The 19,870-nt window shown below is 71.9% G+C and carries 21 protein-coding genes; 12 read left to right on the forward strand and 9 right to left on the reverse strand.

The genetic code is table 11. The annotated features are described in order from the left end of the window. Positions 1-51: 51 nt before the first annotated feature. Positions 52-789, reverse strand: a complete 738-nt coding sequence (locus EDD34_RS07035) for a pyridoxamine 5'-phosphate oxidase family protein (RefSeq protein WP_123813927.1) — start codon at positions 787-789, stop codon at positions 52-54. A gap of 89 nt (positions 790-878) precedes the next feature. Next, a complete protein-coding gene (gene yczE / locus EDD34_RS07040; protein ID WP_211341518.1) occupies positions 879-1,547 on the reverse strand; it encodes a membrane protein YczE in 669 nt (222 codons plus the stop codon). Between the two features lie 60 nt (positions 1,548-1,607). On the opposite strand from yczE, the gene yczR reads away from it, so the two are divergent. Continuing rightward, positions 1,608-3,137 (forward strand): MocR-like transcription factor YczR, encoded by a 1,530-nt coding sequence (gene yczR, locus EDD34_RS07045; RefSeq protein WP_123813928.1) that lies wholly within the window; start codon positions 1,608-1,610, stop codon positions 3,135-3,137. A gap of 67 nt (positions 3,138-3,204) precedes the next feature. Here the strand turns inward: yczR and EDD34_RS07050 are convergent, their stop codons facing one another. Next, a complete protein-coding gene (locus EDD34_RS07050; protein ID WP_123813929.1) occupies positions 3,205-4,260 on the reverse strand; it encodes an LLM class flavin-dependent oxidoreductase in 1,056 nt (351 codons plus the stop codon). Between the two features lie 100 nt (positions 4,261-4,360). On the opposite strand from EDD34_RS07050, the gene EDD34_RS07055 reads away from it, so the two are divergent. Further along, positions 4,361-5,374: an aldo/keto reductase family protein gene (locus EDD34_RS07055; RefSeq protein ID WP_123813930.1), complete on the forward strand. Its 1,014-nt coding sequence runs from the start codon at positions 4,361-4,363 to the stop codon at positions 5,372-5,374. Positions 5,375-5,449: 75 nt separating this feature from the next. Here the strand turns inward: EDD34_RS07055 and EDD34_RS07060 are convergent, their stop codons facing one another. After that, positions 5,450-6,061, reverse strand: coding sequence for a DUF3043 domain-containing protein (locus EDD34_RS07060; RefSeq protein ID WP_123813931.1), 612 nt, complete (start codon positions 6,059-6,061; stop codon positions 5,450-5,452). 39 nt (positions 6,062-6,100) lie between these two features. Between EDD34_RS07060 and EDD34_RS07065 the strand changes: the two genes are divergently transcribed. Then, positions 6,101-7,501 carry a dipeptidase gene (locus tag EDD34_RS07065; protein ID WP_425462346.1) on the forward strand — a complete coding sequence of 467 codons (1,401 nt, stop codon included), beginning with the start codon at positions 6,101-6,103 and terminating at the stop codon, positions 7,499-7,501. A 119-nt stretch (positions 7,502-7,620) separates the two neighbouring features. Here EDD34_RS07065 and EDD34_RS07070 read toward each other — a convergent pair whose 3' ends face one another. From EDD34_RS07070 to nadA, 3 genes are all read right to left on the reverse strand, one after another. Then, a complete protein-coding gene (locus EDD34_RS07070; protein WP_170176990.1) occupies positions 7,621-8,181 on the reverse strand; it encodes an acyl-CoA thioesterase in 561 nt (186 codons plus the stop codon). A 129-nt stretch (positions 8,182-8,310) separates the two neighbouring features. Next, entirely contained in the window at positions 8,311-8,973 is a 663-nt protein-coding gene (locus tag EDD34_RS07075; protein WP_123813932.1) for a DJ-1/PfpI family protein, read from the reverse strand. A 104-nt stretch (positions 8,974-9,077) separates the two neighbouring features. Then, the gene (nadA, locus tag EDD34_RS07080) at positions 9,078-10,283 is read right to left on the reverse strand and encodes a quinolinate synthase NadA (RefSeq protein WP_246012231.1); all 1,206 of its coding nucleotides are present in this window, start codon (positions 10,281-10,283) and stop codon (positions 9,078-9,080) included. 196 nt (positions 10,284-10,479) lie between these two features. Here nadA and EDD34_RS07085 point away from each other — a divergent pair, with 196 nt between their 5' ends. From EDD34_RS07085 to EDD34_RS07115, 7 genes are all read left to right on the forward strand, one after another. Beyond that, on the forward strand, positions 10,480-11,088 hold the full coding sequence (locus tag EDD34_RS07085) for a hypothetical protein (protein WP_123813933.1): 609 nt from the start codon (positions 10,480-10,482) through the stop codon (positions 11,086-11,088). Positions 11,089-11,227: 139 nt separating this feature from the next. After that, on the forward strand, positions 11,228-11,581 hold the full coding sequence (erpA, locus tag EDD34_RS07090) for an iron-sulfur cluster insertion protein ErpA (protein ID WP_123813934.1): 354 nt from the start codon (positions 11,228-11,230) through the stop codon (positions 11,579-11,581). A gap of 122 nt (positions 11,582-11,703) precedes the next feature. Further along, complete coding sequence (locus EDD34_RS07095; RefSeq protein WP_123813935.1) at positions 11,704-12,852, forward strand: cysteine desulfurase family protein; 1,149 nt, start codon at positions 11,704-11,706, stop codon at positions 12,850-12,852. Beyond that, the gene (locus EDD34_RS07100) at positions 12,849-13,100 is read left to right on the forward strand and encodes a sulfurtransferase TusA family protein (RefSeq protein ID WP_123813936.1); all 252 of its coding nucleotides are present in this window, start codon (positions 12,849-12,851) and stop codon (positions 13,098-13,100) included. Before EDD34_RS07095 ends, EDD34_RS07100 begins: the two co-directional genes overlap by 4 nt. Positions 13,101-13,296: 196 nt before the next feature. Next, positions 13,297-14,202 carry an aa3-type cytochrome oxidase subunit II gene (ctaC, locus tag EDD34_RS07105; RefSeq protein WP_123813937.1) on the forward strand — a complete coding sequence of 302 codons (906 nt, stop codon included), beginning with the start codon at positions 13,297-13,299 and terminating at the stop codon, positions 14,200-14,202. Then, complete coding sequence (gene ctaD / locus EDD34_RS07110) at positions 14,202-16,016, forward strand: aa3-type cytochrome oxidase subunit I (RefSeq protein WP_123813938.1); 1,815 nt, start codon at positions 14,202-14,204, stop codon at positions 16,014-16,016. The genes ctaC and ctaD overlap by 1 nt, the downstream gene beginning before the upstream one ends. Beyond that, positions 16,013-16,426: a cytochrome c oxidase subunit 4 gene (locus EDD34_RS07115; RefSeq protein ID WP_123813939.1), complete on the forward strand. Its 414-nt coding sequence runs from the start codon at positions 16,013-16,015 to the stop codon at positions 16,424-16,426. The genes ctaD and EDD34_RS07115 overlap by 4 nt, the downstream gene beginning before the upstream one ends. A 114-nt stretch (positions 16,427-16,540) precedes the next feature. On the opposite strand, the gene trpD is transcribed toward EDD34_RS07115, so the two are convergent. Further along, positions 16,541-17,572, reverse strand: coding sequence for an anthranilate phosphoribosyltransferase (trpD, locus tag EDD34_RS07120; RefSeq protein WP_123816385.1), 1,032 nt, complete (start codon positions 17,570-17,572; stop codon positions 16,541-16,543). A gap of 124 nt (positions 17,573-17,696) precedes the next feature. Then, positions 17,697-18,137, reverse strand: coding sequence for a response regulator (locus EDD34_RS07125; protein ID WP_123813940.1), 441 nt, complete (start codon positions 18,135-18,137; stop codon positions 17,697-17,699). Positions 18,138-18,323: 186 nt separating this feature from the next. Between EDD34_RS07125 and ctaE the strand changes: the two genes are divergently transcribed. After that, positions 18,324-18,977 carry an aa3-type cytochrome oxidase subunit III gene (gene ctaE / locus EDD34_RS07130; RefSeq protein WP_123813941.1) on the forward strand — a complete coding sequence of 218 codons (654 nt, stop codon included), beginning with the start codon at positions 18,324-18,326 and terminating at the stop codon, positions 18,975-18,977. Positions 18,978-19,088: 111 nt separating this feature from the next. Then, positions 19,089-19,868 carry a cytochrome bc1 complex diheme cytochrome c subunit gene (gene qcrC, locus EDD34_RS07135; RefSeq protein ID WP_123813942.1) on the forward strand — a complete coding sequence of 260 codons (780 nt, stop codon included), beginning with the start codon at positions 19,089-19,091 and terminating at the stop codon, positions 19,866-19,868. Positions 19,869-19,870: the final 2 nt, after the last annotated feature.

Consider the following 19,870-nt stretch of genomic DNA (forward strand, 5'->3'; position numbering starts at 1 on the left):
TGCGGGGACACCTCACCGGATGCTGACCCGATCCCGCCGCGGCACCGCCACCTACTCGAGACGTCGCGTCAGGTGGGCCAGGGTGGCGCGGCGGGCCTCGGCGCGCTCCGTCAGGCGGGCCGCCAGGGTTCTGACCGACGGCGGGACCTCGGTCGCCTCGGCGGTGGACGGGTCCGTCAAGGGCTCGCCGGGGTGCAGGGCCAGCGGGAGCACGCCGGACCACACGGTGTGATCCTCGCCGTCGTCCGGGTCCTCGCCGGTTCCGGCGAACCGGACCTTGACGCTCGCCCGGTCCAGCGGCACGCGCAGCACCTGGGTGGCCCGGCGTTCCTTGCGCGTCGTCTCCCGGACCTCGCCCCCGCGACCCGGCATGAGATGGTCACCCACGATCCGGAGGGCCTCCTCCTGCTGGTCCGCGGGGACGGGAGTCGCCCGGCCGAAGACCATCGCGCTGCGGTAGTTGGCCGAGCTGTCGAACAGCGACCTGGCATACACGATCCCGTCGACGTGGGTGACCGCGACGGACACCGGCACGCCGTCGCCGCCCGCGTCGAGGAAGAGGCCGCCACCGGTCGAGCCGTGCAGCAGCAGCTCGGGCCCGTTCCCCAGGTCGCCCACGCCGTACAGGAACGGCAGCACCACGGGCAGGCCGTCGCGCACCACGGCGACGTGCGCGACCATCCCGTCGGCCAGGATCTCGCGCAGGATGCCGGGGTCGTGCTCCTGCCGTTCCCGCAGCCGCCGCACGGTCAGGGAGGGCGAGGTCCCGTTCTCGGTCGTGTGCGTCATGGCCCGGACCCTACTGACGGAGTGGTCCGCCCGGTGCTCCGGTCCGGCGCGACCCGCTGAGCCGGGGCGCGCGGCCCGTGCGTCCTGGCTCATCCCACGAGCCCGCGCGGCGCCAGCCACTTCCAGGACGACCACTGCACCACGGGCCCGATCGCCAGCACGAACAGGACCGTGGACCAGCCGAACGTCCCGCCGAGCAGGATCCCGGTGATCACCACGACCGCCTCGATCCCGGTCCGGATCCGCCAGACGGGCCACCCCGTGCGCGCGACGAGCCCGGTCATCAGCCCGTCACGCGTGCCCGGCCCGAGCCGCACCCCGATGTAGGCGGCGGTCGCCACGCCGTTGAGCACGATCCCCGTGAGCGCGAGCGCCACGGCGGCGAGCGGGCCGGGGTCGGGTGCCAGCCGGTCCAGGAGGGCCAGTGACGGGTCGATCGCCAGGGAGATGATCACGGCGTTCGCGATCGTGCCGGCCCCGGGCTTCTGGCGCAGCGGGATCCAGCAGGTCAGCACCGCGGCGCTCACGAGCAGGACCACCCAGCCGAACGACAGCCCGGTGACTCGCACCACCCCTTCGTGCAGCACGTCCCAGGGGTTGTTGCCCTGTCCGGAGTGGATGATCATCGCCATCGAGAAGGTGAACAGCAGCAGTCCCAGCACGAGTTGCGTGGCGCGCCGGACGGGCCCGAAGGAGGGGGTGACGGCGCGCCTTCCCGTGGTCCTGGGCGGTTCGGCGGCGGCGATCTGCTCGGTCATGCGCCCAGCCTCCGGCAGATTGGCTTTCATTGCGATAGCCAATTGGGAAAGAATGGCCTCATGACGATCGCACCGGCCGCGCACCGGCACCTCTCGGCCGCCGCCACCGCCCGGCTCCTCGGCGCCTGGCACGCAGGCGGCCCGGCCTACACCGCACTGTCCGACGCCCTGCGCGCCGCCGTCCTGTCCGGGACGATCGCGCCCCTGACACGGCTGCCCTCGGAACGCGAGCTCGCTCCGGTCCTGGGCGTCTCCCGGACGACGACGGCGGCGGCGTACCGCCGGCTTCGCGACCTCGGCCTCGCCTCCAGCCGGGTCGGCTCCGGCACCGTGACGCTGCGGCCCGGTTTCGCCGACGCGCCCGTCGGTGGTGACGTCGCCGTGTCCGACGCCGCGGGGACGCTCGGCGACCCGCTGGCACCGAACCGGGGTGCGGGGCCGGGGGTGCCGTCCGGCGTCGTGCCCCCCATCCTGCTGAACCAGGCGACGGCGCCCGCCGTGCCGGAGGTGGGGCCGGCGTTCGAGCGTGCCCTGGCCTCGCTGCCCGAGCATCTCGCGCACGGCGGGTACGCGCCGTACGGCCTCGCGCCGCTGCGGGAGGCCGTGGCCGCGGCGTACCGCGAGCGCGGGGTGCCGACGGCGCCGGACCAGATCCTGGTGACGACCGGTGCGCAGAACGCGATATCGCTGGTGGTCCGCACTGTCCTGAAGAGGACGGAGACCGCCGTCGTGCAGTCGCCGACGTACTTCCACGCGCTGGACACGCTGCGCGAGGCCGGCGCGCGGATGGTCGGCGTCCCCGCAGGGTACGACGGCCTGGACGTGGAGCTGCTGGAGTCGACGGTGCGGCGTACCGAGGCGCGCCTGGTCTTCCTCATCCCGGATCATCACAACCCCACCGGGACGTCCTTGTCCCCCGCGGAACGGGTGGCCGTGCGGGAGATCGCCGAGCGGACGGGGGTGATCGTGCTCGCCGACGAGACGCTGACCGACCTGGCACTGTCCGGGCCGCCGGAGGCGAACCCGCCGTTCGACGGCGACGGGTCCTCGCCGCGCCTGATCACCGTGGGGTCGACGTCGAAGGCGTTCTGGGGCGGGCTGCGGATCGGCTGGATCCGGGCGCACCCGGACGTGGTCGCGCGGCTGGTGCGCACGCGGCAGAGCACGGACATCGCGACGGCGGTGATGGAGCAGCTCGTCGCCGCGGACCTGATCACGCACCGCGACAAGATCCTTCCCGCGAGGCGCGTGTGGATCCGTGAGCGCCGGAACCAGATGGTGGCGGCGTTGCGGGCCGCACTGCCGTGGGACGTGCCGATGCCCGGCGGCGGCCAGTTCGTCTGGGCCGGTCTCGGCGGACCCGTGGCGCACGCCTTCGCGGCCGCCGCGGCGGCGGAGGGGGTGATGGTGAACGCCGGGCCGGCCCTCACCCCGGACGGGTCCTCCCGGGACCGGGTGCGCCTGACCTTCCCGCACACCCCGGACGTCCTGGAGGAGGCGATCCCGCTCCTGGTGCGCGCCTGGGACCGGATCGGGCCGACTGCTGATTCCGGTTCAGCAGGGTCGCGCAGACCTTTCCGGGCCGAGTAGGTGAATTCCCTGCTGAACCATCCTCAGCTGGGCTGGGCTGGGCTGGGCAGGGGTGGGATCGGGTGGGTCAGGGCTTGAGGGTCTCGGAGAGGAGCTCCAGGGTGCGGGCGCGGCCCGGGGTGGTGTCCAGCGGTTCCGCCTCGCGGGCGCCGGAGACCGGGACCACCATCACCTCGTCCACGTCATGGGCGGCGGCCAGGCGACGCAGCTCGGCCGCCGCCGTGGCGGCGTCACCGATGAGCCAGCGCTCGGACAGTGCCTCGATCGTGCGCGCCATGAGGTGGTCCGGGCGGTCGGCCAGGGCCTCCTCGACGGTCTCGACGGGGCGCATCGCGCGGCCGGTGCGCATCCGGGCGAAGGCGCGCAGTTGCGGGAGCGCGCGCTCGCGGGCCTCGTCGGCGGTGTCGGCCACGACGGTGTTGATGGTGAGGAAGGTGCGCGGGGCGGGGTGCGCCTCGCTGGGCACGTAGCTCTCCCGGTAGAGGCGCACGATCTGGTCCATGCCCTGGCCCGCGAAGTGGTTGGCGAACACGTAGGGCAGGCCGAGCTCGGCGGCGAGGCGCGCCGAGTAGTCGCTGGACCCGAGCAGCCAGACGTCGGGGGTGGCGGTGGCGGCGGGGGTGGCCCGCACGTCGTAGAGGTTTCCGGAGGTGAGGCGCAGGCGGGCGCCGTCGGGCCCCATCATCGTCAGGATGTCCCGCACGTGCTGCGGGAACTGCTCCACGTCCGCCGTCGGGCCCGAGGATCGCAGCAGGGACGACACGACCGGGTCGCTGCCGGGTGCGCGGCCGAGGCCGAGGTCGACCCGGCCGGGGGCGAGCGCCTCGAGCGCCGCGAACTGCTCGGCGACGACGAGCGGGGCGTGGTTGGGCAGCATCACGCCGCCCGAACCGACGCGGATGCGCTCCGTCCGGGTGGCCGCGGCCGCGATCATGACCGGAGGGGACGACGCCGCCACGCCCGGCATGTTGTGGTGCTCCGCGAACCAGTAGCGCGTCATGCCGAGCCTGTCGGCGAGCGCGACCAGATCGATCGAGGCGGCGAGCGCCTGGCTGCTGCTCTGGCCGGTGCGCACCGGGATCAGGTCGAGGACGGACAGCTGCGGCGACGTGTGGATGCTCATCGGAAAATGACAACCGGCCGGGCGGGGAGTGTGTTCCCTTGACGCGAAACCGGCTCGATTCGATTCGAGCTTGGCCGTGGCATGGTCATAGGGTGCTGACATGGTCAACTACCGGTACCTCGGAAACAGCGGTCTCAAGATTACTGAGATCACGTACGGAAACTGGCTCACCCACGGTTCGCAGGTGGAGAACGACATCGCGACGCAGTGCGTGCGCGCCGCGCTCGACGCCGGGATCTCCACGTTCGACACCGCCGACGTGTACGCCAACACGAAGGCGGAGCAGGTGCTCGGCGACGCCCTGAAGGGCGAGCGCCGCGAGTCGCTGGAGATCTTCACGAAGGTCTACTGGCCCACGGGCCCCGGCGGCCCCAACGACACGGGCCTGTCGCGCAAGCACGTCATGGAGTCGATCAACGGGTCCCTCACCCGGCTCGGCACGGACTACGTGGACCTCTACCAGGCCCACCGGTACGACACCGAGACGCCGCTCGAGGAGACGATGCAGGCGTTCGCGGACATCGTCCGGCAGGGCAAGGCGCTCTACATCGGTGTCTCGGAGTGGACCGCGGACCAGATTCGCGAGGGCGCGGCGCTGGCGAAGGACCTGGGCTTCCAGCTCATCTCGTCCCAGCCGCAGTACTCGATGCTGTGGCGGGTCATCGAGGACGAGGTGATCCCGGCCTCGAAGGAGAACGGCATCTCCCAGATCGTCTGGTCGCCCATCGCGCAGGGTGTGCTGTCCGGCAAGTACGTGCCGGGCCAGGCGCCGCCGGCCGGCTCGCGCGCGACGGACGACAAGGGCGGGGCCAAGATGATCTCCCGCTTCATGAACGACGACGTCCTGGCCGCCGTGCAGAACCTCAAGCCGGTCGCGGACGAGCTGGACCTGACGATGGCGCAGCTCGCCGTCGCGTGGGTGCTGCAGAACGACAACGTGGCGGCGGCGCTCGTGGGCGCCTCGCGCCCGGAGCAGGTGGCGGAGAACGTCAAGGCGTCCGGCGTCCGGATCCCGGCCGAGCTGATGGCGAAGATCGACGAGGCCCTGGGCGGTGTCGTCGAGCGCGACCCGGCCCGGACGGCGCAGGGCGCGCCGCAGCAGCGGGTCGCCTGACGGCCTGCCCCGACGGAGGCGCCGGGCGGGGCGGTCCTGACGGACGGCCGCCCGGCGGCTCCCGCGCCCAGGGGCTCAGCTCGGGAAGTTGCCGTGCTTCTTGTGCACGGGCCGGGGCAGGCGGGAGCGGCGGATCTGGTACGAGCGGGAGACCGCGTACATCATGGTCCCGCCCGGCACCTCGCCGAACTTGGCCAGCAGCCGCTTCTTCAGGCCCCGCCACATGACCACCGCGTCGATGATGGTGAGGAACAGGAACCCGTACATCCCGATGAACAGCACGATCGTGAGCTCGGCCATCTGGCTCGCCAGGAACGAGCCCAGCAGCATCACGATCGCGACCGGCAGGAAGAACTCGCCCAGGTTCCACCGCGCGTCGACGTGCTCGCGCGCGTACGCCTTGACCTGTCCCTGGTCCCGCGGCGGCAGGTACTTCGCCATCTTCGTGTCGGTCGGGTTCTGCATGGCCGTCATCGCGAGGTCACGGGCCTTGCGGTCTTTCTCTCGCGCCGCCTGACGCGCGGCCTTGCGGTCGTCCGGCACCAGCGGGCGCTTGTTCGCGGCCTGCGCCTCCTTGCGCTTCGGCGTGGCGCGGCCCTTGCCCGACGTCGGCTGCTCCGTCACCTCGCCCGAGGTGTCGCCGGCCGGGGTGACATCAGAGTTGGTGGACTTGCTGCGGGAGAACACCGGACAATCGTAGTCGCTGTCGAGCCCGCCGCGGGTACCGTGGGCCGCGTGACTGAACCGATCACCCCTTCCACCGCGCCCGCCGACGCCACCGCGTTGCGCGGGCGCGTCGCCGAGCTGTTCCCCGCGCTGCGAGCCGACCTCGAGTCGCTTGTGCGCATCCCGAGCGTCGCGTTCTCCGGCTTTGACCAGGCCCACGTCGCGGCGTCGGCCGACGCCGTCGCGACGCTCCTGCGCGACGCCGGCCTGCCCGACGTGCGCATCCTGCGGGCCCCCAAGCCGGACGGGTCCGACGGCGCCCCCGCCGTCGTGGCGCGCCGCCCCGCTCCCGAGGGGGCGCCCACCGTGCTGCTGTACGCGCACCACGACGTGCAGCCCCCCGGCGACGCGGCGACCTGGGACACCGAGCCGTTCGAGCCCACCCGGGTGGGGGAGCGCCTGTACGGCCGCGGCGCGGCGGACGACAAGGCGGGGCTCGCGGCCCACCTCGGCGCGCTGCGCACGCTCGGCGAGGAGCCGGCCTGCGGCGTCACCGTGTTCGTCGAGGGCGAGGAGGAGGACGGGTCGCCGTCGTTCCGTGCGTTCCTGGAGCAGTACCGGGACCTGCTCGCCGCCGACGTGATCGTCGTGGCCGACTCGATGAACTGGAAGGTCGGCGTCCCCGCGCTGACGACGTCGCTGCGCGGTCTCGTCGACGGGTACGTCGAGGTCGAGGTCCTGGAGCACGCCGTGCACTCCGGCATGTTCGGCGGCCCGGTGCTGGACGCGCTCACGCTGCTGAGCCGCGTCATCGCCACTCTCCACGACGACGCCGGGAACGTGGCGGTCGAGGGTCTGGTCAGCGCGCCGGAGCCGGCGGTCGACTACACCGAGGAGGACTTCCGGGCGGACTCCTCCCTGCTGCCGGGGGCCGAGCTCGCCGGGACCGGCTCGATCGCCGGGCGCCTGTGGTGCAAGCCGGCGCTCGCGGTTCTCGGCATCGACGCGACGCCTGCCGACAAGGCGTCGAACACCATCACCCCGAGCGCGCGCGCCAAGCTGTCGCTGCGGCTCGCGCCCGGGCAGGACCCCGACGCCGCCGCGAAGGCGCTCGAGGAACATCTCCGCGCGCACGCGCCCTTCGGGGCGAAGGTGACCTGGACGCTGAAGGAGACGGGCAAGCCGTTCCTCGCGCCGGGGGACTCGGCGGCGATGCGCGCGGCGCGCGACGCGTTCGCGACGGCGTGGGGGACCGACCCGGTCGACATCGGCGTGGGCGGGTCCATCCCGTTCATCGCCGACCTGCTCGAGGTCTTCCCGCAGGCCGCGATCCTGGTCACCGGTGTCGAGGACCCGGACTCGCGCGCACACGGCGCGAACGAGTCGGTCCACCTCGGCGAGCTCGAGAAGGTGGTCCTGGCGGAGGCCCTGCTTCTGAGCAACGTCGCCCGGGGTCTCTGACCCCGCCGCGGCGCGCCGGATGGAGAGCTGACCTGCCGAGGTGGCGGGCGCCATGGCTGCCTCCGGCCCGGTGGGGCGCTCGGTGCCGCCCCACCGGGCCGACGGGCAGCCGCGGTCCGTCAGACGGTGACCCGCCCGCGCGGCGCCACGTCGACGACGCGAGCCCACGCGGCGACGTCGTCGGGCAGCGCCGGGCTCTCCGGCGGGCTCGCCAGGCCGTGCGCCTCCGCGAGCAACTCGACCACCGTCGCCGGCATGATGCGGTCGTTCGTCCGCGAGTGCAGGAACCGCGTGGCGACGACGCCCCGCGCGCAGAGCTTCTCCCGCCGCGTGAACACCTGCTCCATGTAGAAGCAGCGCTCGTCCCAGCCGAGCACGCGCGTGGTGAGCTCGAACCTGTCGAACAGCTTCAGCGACCGCCGGTACTTCATGGTGGACGCCGCCACGACGGCCCCGAACTGCTTCTGGCGGCCCAGCGCCGTCCCGCCCATCTCGGCGACGTGCCGGAACCGGGCCACGTCCATGAGCTGCAGGTACGAGCCGTTGTTGACGTGCATCAGCAGGTCGAGGTCCTGCGGCAGGACGCGCATCGGGTAGACGGACGGGTCCAGGAGCGAGCGGTCGGGAACCTGCTTCCGGGGGAAGACTCCGGTCCACGCGAGTTGCAACATCCGAGTCATAGGTACGGAGGCTATACCCAGCACCATCGGTACTAGATACTTTTGCCCGGTGCGGCCCCGCGCGTGCGGGTCACACGGGCAGGACCATGCGCGGCCATGCAGGCCCCGGTGCGGTCCCGCGCGTGCGGGTCACACCGCGTCGCCGCCGATCGGGTGCCCCAGCGTGCCGCCCGGCCCCGGCGTCCCGCCGAACCACGGCTCGGTGGCGCCCTCGTACTGGATGACACGCCGCACCGCGCGCGCCACGGCCAGCGTCTCCAGGCGGGAGACCAGGTGCAGCGCCATGTCGATACCGGCCGCCACACCCGCCGAGGTGACCACGTCGCCGTCGTCCACGAACCGCGCCTCGGTGTCGATCATGACGCTCGGGTCGAGCTGCACCAGCTCGTCGAAGCTGTCGCGATGCGTCGTGGCCACCCGCCCCGCGAGGATCCCGGCCGCGGCGAGGGGGAGCGCCCCGGTACAGACGCCGGCGACCACCGGCGTCTGCGCCCGCATCGCGCGCAGCCAGTCCAGGTGGTGCGGCTGCTCGACGAGCTCCCGGGTGCCGATGCCGCCCGGGTAGACGAGCAGGTGCAGCGGCCCGACGTCGTCGGCCGAGCGGGAAGGAACCACCCGCAGCCCGCGGGAGAGCCGGACACCGCTCCCGTCCCACGAGAACGTCGACACCGTCGGCCGCAGCTCGGAGTGGTCCGCCCAGACCGAGAGCACCTCGAAGGGCCCGACGACGTCGAGCTCCTCCGCACCGTCGAAAACGAAGATCCCGACACGCAGCCCGCCGTTGCTGCTCATCGCATCCCGCACTCCCTCGTCGGACGTGGCGGCCGCGTGACCCGCGGCCGCCATCTGTGTGGTGTTGTGGGTGCCACCCGGTGTCCGGGCGGCGGCCGCCCGGATCAGCTCCCGGGGAGCGCCAGCATCTGGTCAAGCGCCACCCGTGCCCAGTGCGCGTCGTCGGCGTCGACCACGATGCGGTTCACCATCCGCCCTGCCGCCAGCGACTCCATCGCCCACACCAGGTGGGGGAGGTCGATCCGGTTCATGGTCGAGCAGAAGCACACCGTCTTGTCCAGGTAGTGCACCTGGAGGTCGGGGTGTTCGCGGGCCACGCGGCGCACCAGGTTCAGCTCGGTGCCGACGGCCCAGGACGACCCGGGCTCGGCCGCGTCCAGCGTCCTGATGATGTACTCCGTGGAGCCCACGTGGTCCGCGGCCGTGACCACCTCGTGCTTGCACTCCGGGTGCACCAGCACGTTGACGCCCGGCACCTGGGCGCGGATGTCCGTGACGTTCTGCTCCGAGAACCGCCCGTGCACCGAGCAGTGGCCGCGCCACAGGATCACCCGGGCGTCGCTGAGCTCCTGCGCGGTCAGGCCGCCGTCGGGCTTGCGCGGGTCGAACACGACGCAGTCGTCCAGCGACAGGCCCAGCTTCTGCACGGCGGTGTTGCGCCCCAGGTGCTGGTCCGGGAGGAACAGCACCTTGCCCGTGCCGTCCACGCCCTTGGTGCCGCCCACCTGGTCGAACGCCCAGCGCAACGCCACCTCCGCGTTCGACGACGTGCACACCGTGCCGCCGTGCCGCCCGGTGAACGCCTTGATCGCGGCCGAGGAGTTCATGTAGGTGACCGGAATCGTGTCCCCGGCCACGCCCAGATCCTGCAGCACGGCCCAGGCCTCCTCGACCTGGCCGATCTCCGCCATGTCCGCCATCGAGCAGCCCGCCGCCAGGTCCGGCAGCACCACCTGCTGCGCGTCGGACGTGAGGATGTCCGCGCTCTCCGCCATGAAGTGCACGCCGCAGAACACGATGTACTCGGCCTCGGGACGGGCCGCCGCCTCGCGCGCGAGCTTGAACGAGTCACCGGTCACGTCGGCGAAGTCGATGACCTCGTCACGCTGGTAGTGGTGACCCAGGACGAATGCCTTCTGGCCGAGGGCGGCGCGAGCCGCGCGGGCGCGCTCGACGAGATCGGGGTCGCTCGGCGCCGGCAGGTCGCCGGGACACTCGACACCACGCTCCGAGTTCAGGTCCCGGCCCTGCCCCAGCAGCAGGAGCGGGGAGGGCGCGGGCTCGCGGAAGTTCTCCAGCAGGGTGCTCACGCAACCATGGTTGCACAAGCCACCGACACCCCCGCGTCCCGGTCCGGCACGCCCGATCCGCGCGGCCGAACGGTGAGCACGCGCCCGCTGACACCGCCGGTAGGACGGTCCGGCGCGGGACCACGCGCCGACCGGCATACCGGTCCCGCGCGGGACCACGCGCCCACCGGCCCGCGCGGAGCGCTAGCCTCGGGGAATGCGAGTGGTCGTGATGGCACAGGACGACGGCATGGCGCGCGAGCTGGCATCGGCCTGGCGTGCCGCCGCACCCGGGGTGGTCGCCGAGCCGCGCGCCGTCGGCGTCGCGCCCCCGGCCGCGCCCGCGGCGCCCGGGGCCGGCGACGCCCTGCCCGACGGCGTCCCGTTCGCCGACGGTCTTCCCGGAGCCGCCGGCCTCGAACCCGGCCACGAACCCGGTGGTTCCGCCGGCCGCCCCGCCCCCCGGTCCGTCGTCGTCGCCGGAACCCGCCTGACCGTCGGCGCCCCGCCTCCCGAGCCGCCCGGCCCCGCCGCACCCCGTTCCGCGCTCCCGCCCACCGAGGCGAACGCCCTGTCGCACGCCGCCGCGGCGTCCGACGTCGTCGTCGCGTGGGTGGCCGTGCTCGACGCCGGAACCCTGCGCGCCGGGCCCGTCGCGGAAGCCGCCGCGGCCGCCGCGCCCCACGCCGTCCCGGTCGTGGCGCTCGCGGGCCGCATCGAGGTGAGCCGTCGCGAGCTCGCCGCGGCGGGCGTCAGCGGCGCCCACGAGGTGCACGACGCCGACGTCGGCCGCGTCGCGCGTTCCTGGACGCCGGGCTGGGCGTGACGCGCGTGACCCTCGTCACGGAGCCATCGCCGACGCGGGCGTAGGATCGGGAACAGAACTCGGTGGGTCGGTGTTACGAGCCCACGAGAAGACCGCCAAGGTTGCGCTCACGCGCGCCAGAGCAGGAGCTGGAGCAGAGATGACCGAGACCGCCTCCGAAATCGCCACCCACGGCGTGAACCTCACCGACTTCGCGGCCGACAAGGTACGCAGCCTGCTCGAGCAGGAGGGGCGCGACGACCTGCGTCTCCGAGTGGCGGTGCAGCCGGGCGGCTGCTCCGGCCTGATCTACCAGCTGTACTTCGACGAGCGCCTCCTCGAGGCGGACGCGCTGCGCGACTACAACGGCGTCGAGGTCGTGGTCGACAAGATGAGCGTCCCCTACCTCGAGGGCGCCACCATCGACTTCGCCGACACCATCGAGAAGCAGGGCTTCACGATCGACAACCCGAACGCCGGCAGCGCCTGCGCCTGCGGCGGCTCGTTCAGCTGACGTTCCGTTCGACGGCGGTCGCGGTTCCCTGGGGGACGGCGGCCGCCGTCGTCGTGTGCCCGCATGCCGCACGTGATGCCGGAGCGGGCGCGCGCGGGGCCAGGGCACTGGAGTCAGGGAGGATGGCCGGTATGGAAAGCTCCGCGCCACCCCGCGTCCACCTCGACAACGGAGGACGGGCGCCCTGGCACCCGCTCGCCCGTGAGGCGCTGCTCCAGGCGCTCGACGACGGCTGGGCCGACCCGCGCCGACTCCACGCGGAGGGCCGCCGGGCGGCACGTCTGCTCGACGGCGCCCGCGAGGCCGTCGCCGCGGTGCTGGGGGCGCGTACGGAGGAGGTCCGTTTCACGCACGGTCACACGGCGGCCCTGCACCGCGCGGTCACGGCGGGCGCGGCGGGCCGGCGCCGGGGCGGGCGCCGGATCGTGGTCGGCGCGACGGAGCGCGCGGCCGTGCTGCACGCCGCGGACGCGGCGGGGGAGCGCGAGACCGTCGCCGTCGACCGGCTCGGCCGCGCGGACGCCGGCGCCTTCGCCGCGGCCGTGAGTCGCCCGGGGGTCGCCCTCGCCGCGCTCCAGCACGCGAACGGGGAGGTCGGTACCGTCCAGCCGGTCGAGGGGGTGCACGACGCCGCTCGTGCGGCCGGCGTCCCCCTGCTGGTCGATGCCGGGGCGAGCCTCGGGCACGCGCGCGTCCCCGCGACCTGGGACCTGCTCGCGGCCGATCCGGCCGACTGGGGCGGGCCGGCCGGCGTCGGCGTCCTGGCCGCGCGGGGGCGGGTCCGGCTGCCGGGCACCGGCCCCGAGGACCCCGAGCCGTGGGCGCCCGGCGGGGTGAGCGTGCCGCTGGCGTTCGCGTCGGCCGTGGCGCTGGAGGCGGTCCAGGCCGACCTCGCGGCCGCCGGTGCCCACCGCCGCGAGCTCGTGGACCGCATCCGGGCGGCCGTCGCCGGGGTGCCCGACGTCGAGGTGGTGGGCGACCCCGACACCCGGCTCCCGCACGTCGTCACGTTCTCGTTCCTCTACGTCGACGGCGAGGCGCTGGTCACGGAGCTCGACCGGCAGGGGTTCGCCGTCGGCTCCGGCTCTGCCTGCACGGCGAGCACGCTCGAGCCGTCGCACGTGCTCGCGGCGATGGGGGTGCTCACGCACGGGAACGTGCGGATCGCGCTCGACCGCGCGACGTCGGAGGCGGACGTCGAGCGATTCCTCGCCGTGCTGCCCCCGGCGGTGGAGCGGGTGCGCGAGGCGCTGGGGGTGCGGGGACTGTGAGCGCGGCGGCAGGGGCGGCCGAGACCGTCGACGCGCGCGGCCTGCGCTGCCCGCTGCCGGTGATCCGGCTGGCCGCGCGGGCGAAGGAACTCGCTGCCGGGACGGAGGTCGCCGTGCTCTCGACGGACCCCGCCGCGCGGTACGACGTGCCGGCCTGGGCGCGGATGCGGGGCCACGAGACGGTTGCCGTGACCGAGTCCGACGGCGTGTGGACGCTCACGGTGCGGTTGCGACGTTCTGACACGTGAAGCATGTGTGTCCGAACAGCGAGAGTCAGGGCCACGGAGTGCGTGACTCGTCACACTTGCCCCGGGCGCTGTGGGTCATCGTGAGCACTCTCGGCGCGCTAGGCTGCGACCTATCAGATGGTTCTGCGTGGAGCCCGGGTGCACGTCGTGGTCGTGCGCCGGTACGCACCGCCGGACGAGACGTGAAAGGCCACCCTTGCACTCGAAGCCCTCGACCCGCACCAGGCGGGCCGCTCTGCGTGCGTCGGCACTCGCCGTCGCCGTCGCGGGGCTGGCCACCGGTTGCGCCAGTGAAACCGTTCAGCGCGGTTATCTCCCCGGCTATGAAGACGGGGAGGTGACGAACCAGACTGCCGACATCACCCAGCTGTGGGTGGGCTCGTGGGCAGCCGCCCTTGTGGTGGGCGTGATCACGTGGGGCTTGATGCTGTGGTGCATCGCCGCCTACCGCAAGCGCCGGGACGATCACCGCCTGCCCGTGCAGACCCGGTACCACATGCCGCTCGAGATCATGTACACCGTGGTACCGACCCTGATGGTCCTCGCCCTGTTCTGGCACACCGACCGTGTCATGACGACGATCACCGAGCCCGAGGCCGAGCCCGAGGTACACATCGGCGTCGTCGGCAAGCAGTGGAGCTGGGACTTCAACTACCTGGACGAGGGCGTCTACGAGTACGGCGAGCACGAGCCCGACCCGGGCGGCGTGACCGAGGACAAGCTGGTCGACGGCGAGCCGGGCACCGATGTCGACGTGCCCACCCTCTACCTGCCCGTGGGCAGGACGGTCGAGTTCCAGCTCGACTCGCGGGACGTGATCCACTCGTTCTGGATCCCCGCGTTCCTCTACAAGGAGGACACGATCCCGCACCACACCAACTACTACCAGGTGACCCCGACGCGCGAGGGAACGTACGCCGGCAAGTGCGCCGAGCTCTGCGGCGAGTTCCACTCGGGCATGCTCTTCAACGTCAAGGTCGTCTCCCAGGAGGAGTTCGACGCGCACATGGACGAGCTGCGCGCCGCGGGCCAGGAGGGCGAGCTCGGGCTCGACCTCGTCCGCGAGCAGGGTCCCGTCAACGCCGAGGAGGCTGAGCACTGATGGCCACCGCAACCCATGCGGACGTGGTCCCCGGTCTGCGCGAGGACCGGCAGTCCTTCGGCAAGGTCGTGATCAGCTGGGTCACGTCCACCGACCACAAGACGATCGGGTACATGTACCTGATCACGTCGTTCCTGTTCTTCTGCATCGGCGGCCTGATGGCACTCGTCATCCGCGCCGAGCTGTACGAACCGGGAATCCAGCTGGTGCAGAGCAAGGAGCAGTACAACCAGCTCTTCACCATGCACGGCACGATCATGCTGCTGCTGTTCGCCACCCCGCTGTTCGCGGGCTTCGCGAACGTCATCATGCCGCTGCAGATCGGCGCGCCCGACGTCGCGTTCCCGCGCCTGAACATGTTCGCCTACTGGCTGTTCCTGTTCGGTGGCCTCATCGCCTCGGCCGGGTTCTTCACGCCGCAGGGCGCCGCCTCGTTCGGCTGGTTCGCCTACGCGCCGTTGTCGTCCACCACGTTCAGTCCGGGGCTCGGTGGAGACTTGTGGGTCTTCGGCCTCGCGCTCGGTGGTTTCGGCACCATCCTCGGTGCGGTCAACTTCATCACCACGATCATCACGATGCGCGCGCCGGGCATGACGATGTTCCGGATGCCGATCTTCACGTGGAACACCCTGGTCACCAGCCTCCTGGTGCTGATGGCGTTCCCGCCGCTGGCCGCCGCACTGTTCGCGCTCGGCGCCGACCGACGGCTCGGGGCGCAGGTCTTCAACCCGGAGAACGGTGGCGCGCTGCTGTGGCAGCACCTGTTCTGGTTCTTCGGGCACCCCGAGGTGTACATCATCGCCCTGCCGTTCTTCGGCATCGTCTCGGAGATCCTCCCGGTCTTCTCCCGCAAGCCGATCTTCGGCTACGTCGGCCTGGTCTACGCGACCATCGCCATCGCCGCGCTGTCCGTGACGGTGTGGGCGCACCACATGTACGTGACCGGTGCCGTCCTGCTGCCGTTCTTCGCGTTCATGACGATGCTCATCGCGGTACCGACGGGCGTGAAGTTCTTCAACTGGATCGGCACGATGTGGCGAGGGAAACTCACCTTCGAGACACCGATGCTGTGGAGCATCGGGTTCCTCGTGACGTTCCTCTTCGGCGGCCTGACGGGCATTATCCTGTCGAGCCCGGCCCTCGACTTCTCGCTGTCGGACTCCTACTTCGTGGTGGCGCACTTCCACTACGTGGTGTTCGGCACGGTGGTCTTCGCGATGTTCGCGGGCTTCTACTTCTGGTGGCCCAAGATGACCGGCAAGATGCTGTCGGAGCGTCTCGGGAAGCTGCACTTCTGGTTGCTGTTCGTCGGCTTCCACATGACCTTCCTCATCCAGCACTGGCTGGGTGTGTGGGGCATGCCTCGCCGGTACGCGGACTACATGCCGGAGGAGGGCTTCACGATCGCCAACCAGGTGTCCACGATCGGTGCGTTCATCCTGGCGGCCTCGACGCTGCCGTTCCTGTGGAACGTGTACACCACGGCGCGCAACGCGCCGAAGGTGGCCGTCGACGACCCGTGGGGCTACGGCCGCTCGCTGGAGTGGGCCACGGCCTGCCCGGTGCCGCGCCACAACTTCACGTCGCTTCCCCGGATCCGCAGCGAGTCGCCGGCGTTCGACCTGCACCACCCGGAGGTCGCGGCGATGGAGCACCCGGAGTACCACCGCCATCTGCTCATGAACATCTACGGTGAGGCGGACCGCCGCGGCCAGGACGTCCAGGGGCAGGAGCGCATGATGTCCGGATCGGGCCAACCTGAGCAGAGCACGACGGTCATCGTCGAGGACCGCGACGAGGAGGACGGCAAGTGAAGATCGAGACCAGGCTGTTCATCGCCGGTGCGCCGCTGTTCCTCCTGGCCGCCGCCGTGTACGCGATCTGGACGTACAACACGCCCCAGGGCTGGGAGCCCGTCGGCACGCTGTGCATCCTCCTCGTGGGCGCGATGGTCTTCATGGTCGGCTTCTACCTGATGCTGACCGCGAAGCGCATCGACGAGCGCCCGGAGGACTCGCCGACCGCCGAGATCGCCGACGGCGCCGGCGACCAGGGCGTTTACGCCCCGTGGAGCTGGTGGCCGCTGGCCATCGCGGGTTCGTCCGCACTGACCTTCCTCGCGATGGCCGCGGGCTGGTGGATCCTGGGGATCGCGATCCCGCTGGGCATCATCGCGCTGGTGGGCTGGGTGTTCGAGTTCTCCCGGGGCCAGCACGCGCACTGAGGTCGCTCGACCGGCTCCGAGACGTCAGAACCCCCACGGTCCCGCGGGACCGTGGGGGTTCTGACATCTCGGGGGTCTGCCGTGCTCGGCTCGCCCGCGCCGCGTGGCGCCGAGCTACCTGGCCGCCTCGACCCAGCGGTCGAGGGCCCGCTGGGTGGCGCCCGAGTCGATCGCGCGGGCCGCGTGGGTCAGGCCCGCCGTCAGGCGGTCCGTCAGGGAGCCCGACGCCGTACCCTCCAGGGTTGCGTCAGCCACCAGGGCCGCGGCCGCGTTGAGCAGGACGGTCTCGCGGACCGGGCCCTGGTCCTCGCCCGAGAACACCCGGCGGGCGACCTCCGCGTTGTAGGCGGCGTCCGCCCCGCGCAGGTCCTCCACCTTGATCCGGGTCATCCCCAGGTCCGCCGCGGCGTCCAGACGCTGTTCCCGGACCTCTCCGCCGCGAACCTCCCAGATCGTGGTGCCGGCCGTGGCGGCGAGCTCGTCCAGGCCCTCGTCCCCGCGGAACACCAGGGCATTCGTGCCGCGCTCGGCAAAAACGCCGGCCATCAGCGGCGCCATGCGCGCGTCCGCACAGCCGACCGCCGTCGCACTCGGCTGGGCCGGGTTCGTCAGCGGCCCCAGGAAGTTGAACGCCGTGGGGACGCCGAGTTCCTTGCGGGCGACGCCGGCGTGCCGCATCGACGGGTGGAACACCATCGCGAAGCAGAACGTGATGCCCGCCTCCTGAGCGATCCGCGCCACCCGCTCCGGGGTGTGGTCCAGCCGGATGCCGAGCTGTTCCAGCACGTCCGCCGCACCCGACGACGACGTCGCCGCCCGGTTGCCGTGCTTCACCACGCGGATCCCGCATCCGGCGAGCACCACGGCCGCCATCGTCGAGATGTTCACCGTGTGCGCCCGGTCGCCGCCCGTGCCCACGAGATCGACCGTGGGCCCAGGGACGTCGATGCGGGTGGCGTGCGCGAGCATGGACTCCACGAGACCGCCGAGCTCGTCGACGGTCTCGCCCTTCACCCGCAGCGCCACGAGGAACCCGGCCAGCTGCACGGGGGAGACCTCGCCGGTCATCACCTGATCCATCGCCCAGGCCGCGCGTTCCTTGCCCAGGTCCTCGCCGGCCATCAGGGAGGCCAGCAGGCTCGCCATCGTCGGTTCGCCGTTCACTGCGTCGGTCACTCTGTCGTCACCTTGTAGGTCGTCGCGTCTGTCGACGCGGTGGTCGTCGGTCCGGTCCCCGGCTCGCGCATCGTGCCGGTCGTACGGTGCGGGCTCACAGCAGGTTCGCCACGGCGGCCTGCACGGCGATGGGGTCGAGCGGGCGGGTGACGGTGCCGTCGGCCTGCGACCACGACGCCAGCCAGGAGTCCTGCGGCCGCCCCGTCAGCACGAGCACCGGCGGGCACTCGTACAGCTCGTTCTTGAGCTGCCGGCAGAGGCCCATGCCGCCGGACTTGTCCGCCTCGCCGTCGAGCACGAGCAGGTCCCACCGGTCGGAGTCGGCGGCGTCGACGACGGCGGCCGGGGTGGCTGCCTCGTGCCAGACGATCTGCGGCGCGTCGGCCGAGATCCGGGGGCCGACGGCGAGGCGCACCTGCTCGCGCACCGTGCGGTCGTCGCTGTACAGCAGGATCCGCGGGGCCGGGCCGGACGGCGTCGTGCCGCCAGCCGTCGTCTCGGACGCGGGGGAGGGAGCTGTGGTCACGTCAGTCATCGAAGGGCATCCTCTCGCGGGTCAGGTCCCCCGGCATCGTGGCACATCGGATGCCCTGGCGGCAGGGTGGTCCGCCCAGGTTTTCATGGCACTGTGCTTTCCCGCGTCATCAAGTGATGGCTTTGTGACATTCTTCGCGTGCTCCGGGGGCCCCTCGGTCATCACCGGTGCTTCATGTCAGCCATAATGGCTGACGTGTCGACCGCAACGGCTGCAGCCACTCATACCCACCAGCACGTGACAGTGAACCGTCCGAACCCCGTGTCGGTCGGGACCATCGTCTGGCTCGCGAGCGAGCTCATGTTCTTCGCGGCGCTGTTCGCGATGTACTTCACGGTGCGGCAGGTCATGCCCGCCGACGAGTGGGCGGCACAGACCGATCACCTGAACATCCCCTTCTCCGCGCTCAACACCACCGTCCTGGTGCTGTCCTCGGTGACCTGCCAGATGGGCGTGCTCGCCGCCGAGCGCTTCCAGCCCAGGCGCAGGGGCGGCCTCCTGGCCTTCTGGTCCTGGGGCATGCACGAGTGGATGGCGCTGACCTACCTGATGGGCGCGTTCTTCATCGGCGGCCAGGTGTTCGAGTACGCGGAGCTGGTGCACGCGGGCCTGACCATCTCGTCCAGCCCGTACGGTTCGGTCTTCTACCTGACCACGGGCTTCCACGGACTCCACGTGGTGGGCGGTCTGATCGCCTTCCTGTTCCTGCTCGGCCGCTCGTTCGCCGCCCGGCGCTTCGGGCACCACGAGGCCACCACCGCGATCGTCGTGTCGTACTACTGGCACTTCGTCGACGTGGTGTGGATCGCGCTGTTCTTCGTGATCTACATCCTGCAGTAGGCCTGGTCGCCCTCCGGTCACGGCAGTGCCGACACGGGATGTCACATTCCGAGCCGCCAGGGCGTCACAAGAGAAGATGCAAGCACTCACGCACGAGACGAGGATCAATCCGTGAAGGCACTCGCCGCCCGCAGGCACCACCGGCTGGCGCCGGTCGTGCTCCTGCTGCTGGCGCTGCTGGTCACCGGCGGCGTGTACGCCGCTCTGGCGCCCACCGAGGCGCAGGCAGAGACCGTCAGCACCGAGGACATCGAGACGGGCAAGAAGCTCTTCCAGGCGAACTGCGCCACCTGCCACGGCCCGAACGCCGAGGGCGCCGAGGGTGTGCCGTCCCTGGTGGGCGTCGGCGCCGCCGCCGTGGACTTCCAGGTGTCGACCGGCCGCATGCCCATGCAGGCGAACGGCCCTCAGGCGATGGCGAAGCCGCCGCAGTTCGACGCGGAGGCCACCGCCGCGCTCGCCACCTACGTCTCCTCGCTCGGCCCGGGGCCGGCGATCCCGACGGAAGAGCAGGTCGACGCCGAACTCGGTGACGCCGCGAACGGCGGGGCCCTGTTCCGCACCAACTGCGCGATGTGCCACAACGCGATCGGTGCCGGTGGCGCGCTGAGCGAGGGCAAGTACGCCCCGGCGCTGTTCCAGGTCAGCGAGCGCAACATCTATCAGGCGATGCAGACCGGCCCGCAGTCGATGCCGGTCTTCAACGACGCCAACATCACCCCCGACGAGAAGCGCGACATCATCGCGTTCCTGGTCGAGCAGCGCGATGGTTCCGCCGGTGGTGCCTCGCTCGGCTCGCTCGGCCCGGTCAGCGAGGGCGTGTGGACCTGGGTCGTCGGCCTCGGCCTGCTGATCGGCGCGGCAGTCTGGATCGGAGCGAAGTCCTCGTGAGC

Source organism: Myceligenerans xiligouense (assembly GCF_003814695.1).
Taxonomy (GTDB): Bacteria; Actinomycetota; Actinomycetes; order Actinomycetales; family Cellulomonadaceae; genus Myceligenerans; species Myceligenerans xiligouense.

Excerpts from the sequence above, each read along its gene's own strand:
- EDD34_RS07085 (WP_123813933.1), top strand. The coding sequence starts at position 10,480 with ATGCGAGTGGTCGTGATGGCACAGGACGACGGCATGGCGCGCGAGCTG.
- EDD34_RS07050 (WP_123813929.1), bottom strand. The coding sequence starts at position 4,260 with ATGAGCATCCACACGTCGCCGCAGCTGTCCGTCCTCGACCTGATCCCG.
- yczR (WP_123813928.1), top strand. The coding sequence starts at position 1,608 with ATGACGATCGCACCGGCCGCGCACCGGCACCTCTCGGCCGCCGCCACC.
- EDD34_RS07070 (WP_170176990.1), bottom strand. The coding sequence starts at position 8,181 with ATGACTCGGATGTTGCAACTCGCGTGGACCGGAGTCTTCCCCCGGAAG.
- EDD34_RS07125 (WP_123813940.1), bottom strand. The coding sequence starts at position 18,137 with ATGACTGACGTGACCACAGCTCCCTCCCCCGCGTCCGAGACGACGGCT.
- ctaE (WP_123813941.1), top strand. The coding sequence starts at position 18,324 with ATGGCTGACGTGTCGACCGCAACGGCTGCAGCCACTCATACCCACCAG.
- EDD34_RS07055 (WP_123813930.1), top strand. The coding sequence starts at position 4,361 with ATGGTCAACTACCGGTACCTCGGAAACAGCGGTCTCAAGATTACTGAG.
- EDD34_RS07075 (WP_123813932.1), bottom strand. The coding sequence starts at position 8,973 with ATGAGCAGCAACGGCGGGCTGCGTGTCGGGATCTTCGTTTTCGACGGT.
- ctaD (WP_123813938.1), top strand. The coding sequence starts at position 14,202 with ATGGCCACCGCAACCCATGCGGACGTGGTCCCCGGTCTGCGCGAGGAC.
- yczE (WP_211341518.1), bottom strand. The coding sequence starts at position 1,547 with ATGACCGAGCAGATCGCCGCCGCCGAACCGCCCAGGACCACGGGAAGG.
- erpA (WP_123813934.1), top strand. The coding sequence starts at position 11,228 with ATGACCGAGACCGCCTCCGAAATCGCCACCCACGGCGTGAACCTCACC.
- EDD34_RS07095 (WP_123813935.1), top strand. The coding sequence starts at position 11,704 with ATGGCCGGTATGGAAAGCTCCGCGCCACCCCGCGTCCACCTCGACAAC.
- trpD (WP_123816385.1), bottom strand. The coding sequence starts at position 17,572 with ATGGCGAGCCTGCTGGCCTCCCTGATGGCCGGCGAGGACCTGGGCAAG.
- EDD34_RS07035 (WP_123813927.1), bottom strand. The coding sequence starts at position 789 with ATGACGCACACGACCGAGAACGGGACCTCGCCCTCCCTGACCGTGCGG.